Source organism: Methylobacterium sp. E-005 (assembly GCF_022829725.1).
Taxonomy (GTDB): Bacteria; Pseudomonadota; Alphaproteobacteria; order Rhizobiales; family Beijerinckiaceae; genus Methylobacterium.
In genome coordinates, this window is record NZ_JAKSYG010000099.1 from 14,954 (window position 1) to 26,251 (window position 11,298).

The window sequence follows — 11,298 nt, forward strand, 5'->3', positions numbered from 1 at the left end:
CGATGGGGATCAACCCCTCTCGGATGCCCCCGGAGCGTTGGGAGGAGCGATGACCGGGCGCTTCCGTCGCGAGGTCAAGACCGCGGGACTTCGGACAGCTGGGTTCAGGCAGCGGCCCGTCCTGACGGTGATAGCCGTCGCCATCGCGGGGATGCTGGCGGCGGCAGGTGCGGCCGAGCTGATGACGGTCCGCAACGACGGCATCGCACGCGCGCGACACGCACAGGCATCCGCGCGTGTCGCGACACTCATCACGGAGCGTATGGCGATCTACGAGAAGGCGTTGCGGGGGTTGCGCGGCGCCATCGCGGCAGTCGGTCCGAACGCGGTAACCCGCGACGCGTTCGAGCGGTACGCGCAGACGCGTGACCTCAACACCGAGTTTCCCGGGATGCGGGGCTACGGGTTCATCCGGCGGGTCGCCCAGGTGGACGAGGCGGCCTTCGTCGGGCGGGCCCGGTCGGAGAGCGAACCCGGCTTCACGTTCCGGCAACTGACACCGTGGGACGGCGAGCGCTACGTCATCGAGTTCGTGACGCCGTCGGACCGCAACGCGGCTGCGGTCGGCCTGGATGTCGCCTCGGAAGCCCACCGGCGCGAGGCCGCCGAGACGGCCATGGATACCGGGCGGGCGACCCTGTCGGCTCCGGTCACGCTGGTACAGGCCACCGGGATGCAGGGTCGAGGCTTCCTGCTCTTCCTGCCGGTGCTGAAACCGGGCGCGCCGCAGGGGACGTCTGCCGACCGACGCGCCGCCACCGTCGGCTGGACCTACGCGCCTCTCGTCATCGATGAGATCCTGGCCGGTGTGGACCTCGGCGGCGAGGGTCTGGAGGTGATCCTCCGCGACACCGCGTCGGGCGAGGGCGACGTCTTCGTCAGGCAGGCGGTGGACGAGGGCTCCGGACCGGTCCTGTCGCGGACCACAACGCTCCCGGTCTACGGGCGGGAATGGCAGGTCGAAACGCGGGCGGGGCCGGCCTTCGTCGCCGACCTCGGATTGCAGCGGCCTGCCACCGTCGCGCTCGTCGCCTTCGCCCTGGCCGGCCTGATCGCATCGCTCCTCGCGATCCGGTCATCCGCGGACCGTCTTCAACGCGAGGCCGCGGCCGAGAACGGGCGGCTGGCCGCCATCGTGGCCAGCGCGCAGGACGCCATCATCGGCAAAACCCTCGACGGGGTCATCACCGAGTTCAACCCGGCGGCGGAACGTCTGTTCGGCATCCCGGCGGACGAGGCGCTCGGTCGAAGGGCGGCCGGTCTGATGATCCCGGAGCATCGCTGGGCCGAGGAGCGGTGGTCCCTGGCACGGGCTGGGCTCGGCGAGCCGACGCCGCCGCAGGCGTCCTGGCGGAAGAAGGCCGACGGCAGCGAATTCCCCGTGCAGGTCAGCGTGGCACCGATCCGCTCACCCGGTGGCCAGGTCACGGGCGTCGCGACGGTGATCCGGGACGCGACCGAGCAGGTTGCCGCCGACAAGCGCATCCATGCCCTGAACGTTTCGCTGGAGGGTCAGGTTGCGGAGCGGACGGCCGCCCTCCAGGCCAGCTCCGCCCTGCAGCGGGCCGTCATCGCCAATGCCGGCTACTCGGTCATCGCGACGGACCTCGAGGGAACCGTCACCCTGTTCAATCCCGCTGCTGGACAGCTGCTCGGCTACACGGAGGCGGAGGTCGTCGGCCGAATGACCCCCGCGACGTTCCATGATCCCGATGAAGTCGCCCTCCGGGCCGAAAGCCTGTCGGCGGAGATCGGGCGGCCGGTGGAGCCGGGAATCGACGTCTTCGTCACCTGGCCAAGGCGCGGCCGACCCGAGACCCGCGAGTGGACCTATATCACCCAGGGCGGCCGGCGGCTGCCGGTGCTGCTGAGCGTCAGCCTTCTGCGCTCCGACGACGGTCGGGACCTCGGGTATCTCGGCATCGCCATCGACCTGAGCGAACGCTATCGCCATCGGGCCGAGATGCGGGCGGCCGAGGCCGGGACCTGGAGCTACGACGTGGCCACCGGACGGGTGCTGTTCTCGGCCGAGTGCGCCCGCCAGCACGGGCTGCCCGAGCGGGAGATCGAACTCGACGTCGAGCGCGACTGGCGGCCGCTCGCCCATCCGGACGATGTGCCCCACGTGCTGGCGGACCTCGCGCACGCCGTCGCGCACGGCGGCAGCTACACGACCGAGTTCCGCGTGCCCCTGCCGGACGGGGGCGTTCGATGGATCAACGCGCGTGGTCGCGTGGAGTCCGATGCCGCCGGCCGGACGGTCCGCGTCCTCGGGCTGACCCTCGACACCACCGCGCGCAAGGAAGCCGAGATCGCCCTGACGAAGGCCAAGGCCGAGGCGGAGCGGGCGAACCGTGCCAAGACGGATTTCCTGGCCTCCATGAGCCACGAGATCCGCACCCCGCTCAACGCGGTCCTCGGCTTCACCGACCTGATGCTCAGTTCGGGACGGCTCGATCCCGGCACCCGACGGCAGGCGAACCACGTGCGCTCCTCGGGGGCCGCCCTGCTGACTGTCGTCAACGACATCCTCGACTTCTCGAAGGTTGAGGCTGGGGCGGTGGAGCTTGTCGAGGGGCCCTTCGCCCTGCCCGCGCTCCTCGACAATTGTGTCGCCATCGTGCGGGGGGCCGCCGACACGAAGGGGCTCGAATTACGATTGCGGCTCGACCCAGCGCTCCCGCGGTGGGTCAGGGGCGACGAGAGCCGGTTGCGGCAGGTGCTCCTCAACCTCCTCAACAATGCGGTGAAGTTCACAGCGGTTGGCTCGGTCACGCTCGACGTGGCGCCCGGCCTCGCGGACGACGCGGTTCGGATTCAGGTCATCGACACAGGCGTCGGGATCCCGGCCGACAAGCGCGATCGGCTGTTCCGCCATTTCAGCCAGGTCGATGGCTCGATCCAGCGGGACTACGGCGGCACGGGGCTTGGCCTCGCCATCTGCAGCCGGCTCGTCGGCCTCATGGGCGCCGCGGTCGAGGTGTCGTCCGAAGCCGGTATTGGCTCGACCTTCGCCTTCACCGTACGCCTGCCGCCGGCCGAACCAGTCTTGGAAGGACCGACCGTCGTACCGGCGCGGCCCGGCAGCCGCGGACGGATCCTCCTCGTCGACGATTCCGGCGTCAATCGGGAGCTCGCCGAGGCCGTGCTGACCGGCGCCGGGCACCGCGTGCAGACCGCCATCGACGGGCAGACGGCGGTCGAGGCGGTCAAGGCCCGGCGTTTCGATCTGGTGCTGATGGACGTTCAGATGCCGGGCATGGACGGGATGGCGGCCACGCGCGCGATCCGCGCGCTCGGACCGCCCGTCGCGGCTGTCCCTGTGCTGGCGATGACGGCGAACGTCCTGCCCGAGCAGATCGATGCGTACCACGCCGCGGGGATGAACGGCTATTTGGCCAAGCCCTTCGACCGCGCGGTTCTGCTCGCGACCGTGGCACGCCTGCTGCCGGCCACCGGCGCCGAAGATACCGTGCTGCATCCCGGCCTCGACGAGACGGTGTACCTCGCGACGCAAAGGGGCCTTTCGCCAACGCATCTGCGCCAGGTGCTGGGCATCTTCGCGACCGAGCTGAAATCGAGCTTCCATGGGGACTCAGACGACCCGGTATCCCGAAGGGACCACCGCCACCGCGCCCATACCCTCTGCGCGTCCTCGGCAATGATCGGGTTCACCGGATTGTCCATCGCCTGCCGTGAGGTCGAGGGCTTCGACGAGGCGCGGGTCGAGCGTGAAGGCGTGACCGCCTTCGCGACGAAGATCGCGGAGGCGCGCCAGTTGGCCTTGAGCGCGCACAGCACCGTCGAGGATCTGTGCGCCGAGGTGGGGCCAGGACAGGCCGACAAGGCCAGGCTGACCGAGCGAGGCCTTGCCGGGTGACTGCTTTCGAGCCCCTCCTGCCGTCAGCCCGAGGCTGCCGAGCGGCCAGAGCCTGTCACAGATCGTCGAAAGATTGGCGCAGGCAGCGTCTTCCCGGTCGAAGTGTCTGCCCTTTCATCTCTGACTCTCGAAATGCACCAGATTCTGGCAGGTACTATGTCACTCGACGTCAAAAGCCAGTTCGACGCGGTGGCCCATCGTTGCCGATCGCCTGAGCGGGGTCTTCGAGACGCGCGAATGCCGAAGAGGCAATGACTGGTCAAGTGCATCGCTTTTGGGGCCAGCAGTATAGGGGGAACCAGTCTTTTAAGTACTGAAAACAAGGTTTATGACATGGGACTTGCCATGACCGATGCGCCATTGCCGGAGTGGGAGGAAGAACGGGATGCCCACACGCGCGCTGATGCGTCCGCAGGCGATGCGGGAGGAGGGCTTGGTCGCGCGCGCCTTCTCCTCGCGCCACTTCCTCAAGCTCATCGAGGACACCGGCAAGGTCGGCTTCTGGTCGGCGGACCTTCGTGCCGAGCGTCTCGATGCCTCGCCGGGCCTGTATCGCATCCTGGGATTGGACCCCGCTTCCGAGGTCACCTTCGCGCTCGGCCTCGCCATGATCCACCCGGAGGACCGCGCCGAACATGGCGACCAGATCGCGCTGCTGCGCAGCGGCCAGCCGATCAACCGCGAGTTTCGCATCGTCCGGCCTGACCGGACCCAGCGGTGGGTCCTCCACCAAGCCGAGGTGATCATCGGGACGAACGGACGTCCGGATCACGGCATGGGGGTGGTCTTCGACGTCACGATGCAGCACGAGGCCATGAATGCGCTGATGCAGCGCCACGACCGCCTGAACGCCTTGATCGCCGCAACGGCCGCCGTCCTATGGGGGACCCAGGCCAACGGCGAGCCCACCGAGATGGCTCAGTGGATGGCTTTGACAGGCCAGAGTTTCGCCGACATCCAGGGTCTTGGCTGGATGAACGCCATCCATCCGGAGAATCGTCCGCGCACACGGGCAGCCTGGACGACCGCGGTCGAGCATTCGGCAGCCTACAACACGGATTACCGCATTCTGTGCAAGGATGGCATCTACCGGTGGTTCAATGCCCGGGGCGTACCCGTCTTGAACAGAGACGGCTCGGTGCGCGAGTGGATCGGGGTCTGCCTGACCATCCCGGGCCGCAGCCGCTTCGGCGCCCTTGCGCCCGAGCCGTCCCGGCCGGCGCCGGCGGCCGCGCGGCCGGAGCCGGTTGAGGATGTCCTGATCCCGAGCCAGATCCGGGCCGCGCGCGCGATCGTGGGCCTGTCGAAGGATGAACTCGCCAAATTGTCAGACGTCTCGGTTTCCACCTTGAACCGGCTGGAGGACGATCGCTCCGCCATCCGCCCACGACACGACACGCTTCTTACCGTGCGTCGTGCCCTGGAGCAGGCGGGTGTGGAATTCACGTTCGAGGCCGGAGCCAAGCCCGGCGTGCGCGAAGCCTGAAAGCGCACCCGATGGCGCGTTCCCTGTCGCTCCATCGGCACCGTTTTGCCGTCAGGCCTCCGGCAGAGCGCGCGGCGATGCGTCTGCGAACCGCAACACGATCTGAGCAGCCCGTCTGACCCTTGCGACGGCATCGAGAAGCCGCAACGCCGTCGGGTCGTCCCCCGATAAATGTGCCGCGGCACACGGGAGCACGTCCTCAAGCTCCCGCACCGAACGAAGCAGCGCGTCCGACAGGCACGAGATCTGTGCCTGTCGCGGGCCGAGGTCGATACCGCTTCGGGACGCGGTCTCCAGGGCCAGATAGAGGCGCCGGACACCGTCAGGCGAAAACTTGAGGGGTAGGACGAAGATGTCTGCCATCGTCACAGCCTACGCGGCGCGTATCTTGGACAGGAAGCGGGCGACCTCGCCGCCGAGGTGCTCGGATTGCTGCGACAGGTCCGAGGCTGCAGTCAGCACCTGCGAGGCTGCAGCACCCGTCTCTTCGGCTGCGGTCGCCACGCCGGCAACGTTGCTCGTGACTTCCTCGGTCCCCATCGCGGCCTCCGTCACGTTGCGCACGATCTCCTGCGTCGCCGCGCCCTGCTGCTGGACCGCAATGGCAATCGAGGACGCGACGCTGTTGATCTCCTGGATGCGGCGTCGAATGCTGTCGATCGCGCCGACGGCGCTGCCGGTCGCGCCTTGGATGCGCCCGATCTGATTCGTGATGTCCTCCGTCGCCCGGGCGGTCTGGCCCGCCAGTTCCTTCACCTCGGCGGCCACAACCGCGAAGCCGCGCCCTGCCTCGCCGGCCCGGGCTGCCTCGATGGTGGCATTTAGCGCCAGCAGGTTCGTCTGGCTCGCGATAGCCGAGATCATCGCGACCACATCCCCGATCTTGCGCACAGCCTCGCTGAGCTCCTGGACCAGCGCCGCCGTCTCGTCGGCCTCTTGCACCGCTTGACCGGCCAGATCCTCGGACCCGGAGACCTGCCGGCCGATCTCGCTGACCGAGGCCCCCAGTTCCTCTGCCGCTGCCGCCACAGTGGCAACGTTGGCGGCGGCCTGATTGGCGGCCGCCGCGACTGTCGTGGATTGCCGCGCGGTCTCGGTCGCGATGCCCGACATGCTCGAGGCGGTCGCTTGCAATTCAGTCGCCGCGGACGCCACAGAGCCCAGGACCGCGCCGACCGTCTGCTCGAAACTGTCCGCCAAACGCGCGAGCTCGGCCTTGTGCCGTGCCTCGGCCTCGGCCCTCTCCCGGGCGGCCTCCTCCTCGATGCGGCGGACCCGCTCGCGCTGCTCGACCTGCGCGGTGACGTCGATGGCGAACTTCGTGACCTGAACGGGCCGGCCGTCCGCGTCCAGGACCGGATTGTAGCTTGCCTCAATCCAAACTTCCCGGCCGCCCTTGCCGAGGCGGCGAAACTGCCCGGCTTGGTATTCGCCCCGCCGCAGCGCTTCCCAAAAACGCGCGTACTCCGCGCTTGCACGGTATGCGGGGTCGACGAACAGGCCGTGGTGCTGCCCAACGACCTCCGCGGCCGTATAGCCGACCGCGTTCAGGAAGTTCGCGTTGGCCTCCAAGACACGCCCATCGAGGTCGAAGCTGATCACCGCCTGCGATTTGCGGATGGCGTCGACCTGGCCTCTGAGCGCGGCGGTCTCGACGGTCTGGGCGGTGATGTCGGTGGCGTACTTGATGACCTTGGCGACCTGTCCGGACTCGTCGCGGATCGGATTGTAGGAGCCTTTGATCCAGACCGACTTGCCGCTCTTGGTGATGCGCTTGAAAGCGGCGATCTCGGCTCGGCCGGCGCGTAGCCCGTCCCAGAAGGCGGCGTAGTCGCGGCTGTCACGGTAGGCGGGCTCGACGAAGATGCCGTGGTGGCGCCCCCGCAGATCGTCCAGACGATAGCCCATGAGGTCGAGGAAGGTTGCATTGGCCGACACGATGGTGCCGTCGGGCAGGAATTCGATAAATGCCTGCACGGCCTCGACCGCGGCAAGGCGGCGTCCTTGCTCCTCGCGTTCCAGACGCGCAGCGGCGTCAGCCCATTCCAGGATGTAGCCGGCGAGCCTGTCGCCGCTGAGGAGGGGCGTCACGACAACGTCGACGCGGTATTCGCCAAGTAATGCGGTCACGGCGTGGCGCAGTCCGGATTGCGGCACAAGGCTTCGGTTTCCCGCATCGCGGCAGAGGTGATCGATGTGGCGATGCCCATGGCTTCCCCGGGCTGCGGGGAGAACGCAGGCGCACCGCTCCAGCAACTCGCTCATGGCCCGGTTCGTCGCGGTGATGAGCCCGCAGGCGTCGAGTGTCATCACCGGCGTGCTGAGGGCTTCAAGGGTCGTCGCGGCGGCTTTGACCTTGTGACGGTCGCGCCAGAGATCGAGCATGAGTGTCTCCGTTCAGTCTCAGGGGGGCACGGAGCCGAGATAACTTGTCATGGCGCCCGAGCGAGTTCCATAGCTTGGGCTCTGCCACTTGCGATTGTCTGAATTCAACCAGTGGCCTGCTCGATGAAAAGCGTCATTCGCTCTCTTAATTGGTTAATATTGGCTGATTTATTGATATAAACCTGGGAAATGGAATGAAATATGGCATGGTGCTTGTCGACACAGTGAGGGTGTTCGCCGAGCCGCTCGATCCGGCGATCGCCGGGACATGGCGGCGCTCACCCGGGCGAGGGCGTAGGTCGATGCGGCGATGCGCCAAGTTCGTGAGGCGGTCCGCGCTGCCGGCGGAACACGCGCCGGGCCTGTCGAACCAAGACCGGATGCATCACGGCTGGAGCTGCGATCACGGTCCTGTCCGCTCGATGTCTCGGCTGCTCAGAAGCCGGGAGTCTCAAGCCGACCCCGAGCAGGCATCCCGCTTCCGACCCGACGCAGCCGCCCGGATCGCCATCGGCGCTTCTCCGAAGCGGTCATTCGTCAGCCCTCCGGCAACAGCGGCGCGGGGCGGGTATCGGCCTTGCTCAGCGACAGATCCGATGTCTGTTTCGCGGATGAGAGGCGACACTGCGCGACCCGACGCGGCAGCTCCCGCAGGAGGGCGGAGCGTCGGTAGGGCGAGAGCGTCCGCCACGCCTTGATCTCCGGGACGGTCCGACCGCAGCCCACGCACCATCCCGTTCGCCCATCCCACCGACACACCCCGACGCAGGGGTCATCCTTCTTCATGGTAGGAGGCCTTTCCAGCTCTGCGGCGATACCCGCACTGGACGAAATATAGGGTACCCCCCTATATGATCAAAAGCGGAAGGACCCGCGATGTCTCACACCGTTAAGGACAAGACCAAGCTGCTGGCGCGGGTGCGCCGGATCAAGGGGCAGGCTGAAGCCGTCGAGCGGGCCCTGGAGGCCGAGATCGGCTGCACGGATGTTCTGATGCTGGTCGCCTCGATGCGTGGGGCCATCAACGGACTGACCGCCGAGCTGATGGAAGACCACATCCGCCACCACGTCGTGAACCCGGACGCCGAGCCGGACGCCGACCGCGCCAAGGGTGCTGCCGAGCTGATCGAGGTGGTGCGGACCTATCTCAAGTGACGAGACCAGATGACCTCATTGCCCGACCTGCTCGCGCAGGGCTCCGCGCACGCTTGGCTGTTCGTGCCGACCGCGATCCTGCTCGGTGCCCTGCACGGGCTTGAGCCCGGCCACTCCAAGACGATGATGGCTGCGTTCATCATCGCCGTGCGTGGGACCGTCACACAGGCGGTGCTGCTGGGGTTGGCGGCGACCTTCTCGCACACGGCGGTCGTGTGGCTTATCGCGCTGGGGGGGCAGTATGTCGGCCGGGCGTATGCAGGCGAGGCGTTCGAGCCCTACTTCCAGCTCGCCTCCGCGGTCCTCATCGTCGGCATCGCAGCGTGGATGCTCTGGCACACATGGCGCGAGCAGCATGCCGGGCAGGACCCGCATCATCACGACCACGACGCGGTGAAGCACGTCGCCACGCGGGACGGGATCTTCCAGCTTACGGTGTTCGAGGACGGCGTGCCGCCGCACTGGCGGCTGAGCCGGGAGAAGGGTGTGCTGCCGCCGCCGCAGCAGGTCATGCTTGAAACGGTGCGCCCCGACGGTTCACGTCAGACCTTCGGCTTTGTGCGCGACGGCGACTTCCTCGCAAGCCGGGAGGCCATCCCGGAGCCGCACGCCTTCACCGCACATCTGCGCATCGCCGGCACGAACGGTCCGGAGACCCACGCCGTCGTGTTCGAGGAGCACGACCACGATCATATGAACCTCGGCGACGCGGATGACGCGCACGCCCGGGCGCATGCGGCCGACATCCGCAAGCGCTTCACGGGGCGCACCGTCACCACGGGGCAGATCGTCCTGTTCGGCCTGACCGGCGGCCTGATCCCGTGTCCGGCGGCGATCACAGTCCTGCTTCTGTGCATCCAGCTCAAGCAGCTCTCGCTCGGGTTCGTGCTGGTTGTCTGCTTCTCGATCGGGCTGGCGCTGACGATGGTCTCGGCCGGTGTTTTGGCCGCGCTGAGCATTCGCCATGTGCAGACGCGCTGGTCCGGGTTCAGCGACTTCGCCCGGCGCGCACCCTACATCTCAGGCCTGCTGATCGTGCTCGTCGGCCTCTACACGGGGTGGCTCGGCTATCAGGGCATCCAGCGCGGCTCAGGCGAACACGCGGCTGATGCGGCTGTGCAGGACGGCTCTATGATCGCTTCTGCGAAGTGAGAGCGGTCATTCGATGATCGAACCGCGTGGGAACGCCCGGGGTCCGGAGCGTGCGGAGCAGCCACGTCGTCCCACGTAAGCGGATGGACTGACATCGACTCGGTGCGGTCGTCGGCCTCTGCATCGTGGATAGCGCGGAGGCGGGCCTTTGGAGGTCCTGCACGGTCGCGGCGTCTCTGATCGCCCCGTCACCGGCCGGATGCTACCGGAAGGTGCTGTCGAGACTGCTCGGGTCAATCGACATGTGATCGGCCCCGGGTGGCGTCCGGGGGGCGTCATACGATCGGTAAAGGCTGCCAGGACGGGCCCTTGCAGGGCCGTACGTTGCTGTCCTGGTCAGCGGTCGTACCCAAGCGGCAAGACGTTCGCCGACCTTCTTGTCGTTTGGGTGAGCCGCGCAGCCACCGCGAGCCCGCGCCGGATCATAGGATAGCGGACGCTGGCCCCTTGAAATCGCGACGGCCGGGAAGCCCTGTGCAACGAGATCCGGATACAGGGGAAGGACCTGAATTCACCCCAGTTGACCTGCGGCTGCCGTATGCGCAAAGGCTGATTTTAAATGTGCCGGGAACCAATTGGAACCAGGATTCCTGATCGTTTCCCGATGAGCGTCCGTAGGACACCCTTCGCTCTCTGCACTTCCAGTAATAAACTCGAAATTGAAACGCACGATTTTTAGTATCGAAGATATTGATCCAAATTTGGCAAATTTTATACCATGAGACGCGATTCTGTTTCTTGCAAACACCACGCGCCATGAAGGAATGGCAATCGATACCGCTTCATCGGCCTTCTGTAAACGCCAGGGCCTTGATGAAGGACTGAATTTCTGCCCGTAGGGAGGTATGGCGCTGAAGCGTCAAACTGATCTTTGCGGATCGAAAGGCTTTTGGGTCGGCGCGAGATGGCCGGGCGCACGCGCTATCGCGTCGAGTGCGCTGCGCTCGGCCGTTTTGAAGTCCACGAACATGCCCGAGGTCCTTGTGTTCGAAACAGCGCCGATCAGTGCGCGATATTTGTGTTTGCGCACGAGACAGAAGGGGACGGCCGGCAAAGGAACTAAACAGGCTCTGAGCCGCGGCGCGAACTCGCACGCACCACCCCATGCGTGAATCCTCCTCCGCGTCAGTGCACTGGGATGGGCGCCAAGCCGAATGTCCGGTTCTGCACGCGATGGCGATCCAGCATGACGTAGTTTGGCCGGGAGCTGCCGCGCCGCTTCAGGGCGGTGCTGCCGGAA

6 protein-coding genes are annotated in these 11,298 nt (G+C 66.9%); 4 read left to right on the top strand and 2 right to left on the bottom strand.

The features are described from left to right. Positions 1 to 49: 49 nt before the first annotated feature. Together MKK88_RS11885 and MKK88_RS11890 are read left to right on the top strand one after the other, a co-directional pair. Positions 50 to 3,880: a CHASE domain-containing protein gene (locus tag MKK88_RS11885; RefSeq protein ID WP_243999887.1), complete on the top strand. Its 3,831-nt coding sequence runs from the start codon at positions 50 to 52 to the stop codon at positions 3,878 to 3,880. A gap of 385 nt (positions 3,881 to 4,265) precedes the next feature. Then, positions 4,266 to 5,366 (top strand): PAS domain-containing protein, encoded by a 1,101-nt coding sequence (locus tag MKK88_RS11890; protein ID WP_243999889.1) that lies wholly within the window; start codon positions 4,266 to 4,268, stop codon positions 5,364 to 5,366. Between the two features lie 372 nt (positions 5,367 to 5,738). On the opposite strand, the gene MKK88_RS11895 is transcribed toward MKK88_RS11890, so the two are convergent. After that, positions 5,739 to 7,751 (bottom strand): PAS domain-containing methyl-accepting chemotaxis protein, encoded by a 2,013-nt coding sequence (locus MKK88_RS11895; protein WP_243999891.1) that lies wholly within the window; start codon positions 7,749 to 7,751, stop codon positions 5,739 to 5,741. 537 nt (positions 7,752 to 8,288) lie between these two features. Continuing rightward, positions 8,289 to 8,537 carry a DUF1289 domain-containing protein gene (locus MKK88_RS11900; protein ID WP_243999893.1) on the bottom strand — a complete coding sequence of 83 codons (249 nt, stop codon included), beginning with the start codon at positions 8,535 to 8,537 and terminating at the stop codon, positions 8,289 to 8,291. Between the two features lie 90 nt (positions 8,538 to 8,627). Between MKK88_RS11900 and MKK88_RS11905 the strand changes: the two genes are divergently transcribed. Together MKK88_RS11905 and MKK88_RS11910 are read left to right on the top strand one after the other, a co-directional pair. Beyond that, positions 8,628 to 8,906: a metal/formaldehyde-sensitive transcriptional repressor gene (locus MKK88_RS11905; protein WP_243999895.1), complete on the top strand. Its 279-nt coding sequence runs from the start codon at positions 8,628 to 8,630 to the stop codon at positions 8,904 to 8,906. Positions 8,907 to 8,915: 9 nt separating this feature from the next. Beyond that, complete coding sequence (locus tag MKK88_RS11910; RefSeq protein WP_243999897.1) at positions 8,916 to 10,058, top strand: nickel/cobalt efflux transporter; 1,143 nt, start codon at positions 8,916 to 8,918, stop codon at positions 10,056 to 10,058. The last annotated feature ends 1,240 nt before the right edge of the window (positions 10,059 to 11,298 follow it).

Excerpts from the sequence above, each read along its gene's own strand:
- MKK88_RS11885 (WP_243999887.1), top strand. The coding sequence starts at position 50 with ATGACCGGGCGCTTCCGTCGCGAGGTCAAGACCGCGGGACTTCGGACA.
- MKK88_RS11890 (WP_243999889.1), top strand. The coding sequence starts at position 4,266 with ATGCCCACACGCGCGCTGATGCGTCCGCAGGCGATGCGGGAGGAGGGC.
- MKK88_RS11895 (WP_243999891.1), bottom strand. The coding sequence starts at position 7,751 with ATGCTCGATCTCTGGCGCGACCGTCACAAGGTCAAAGCCGCCGCGACG.
- MKK88_RS11900 (WP_243999893.1), bottom strand. The coding sequence starts at position 8,537 with ATGAAGAAGGATGACCCCTGCGTCGGGGTGTGTCGGTGGGATGGGCGA.
- MKK88_RS11905 (WP_243999895.1), top strand. The coding sequence starts at position 8,628 with ATGTCTCACACCGTTAAGGACAAGACCAAGCTGCTGGCGCGGGTGCGC.
- MKK88_RS11910 (WP_243999897.1), top strand. The coding sequence starts at position 8,916 with ATGACCTCATTGCCCGACCTGCTCGCGCAGGGCTCCGCGCACGCTTGG.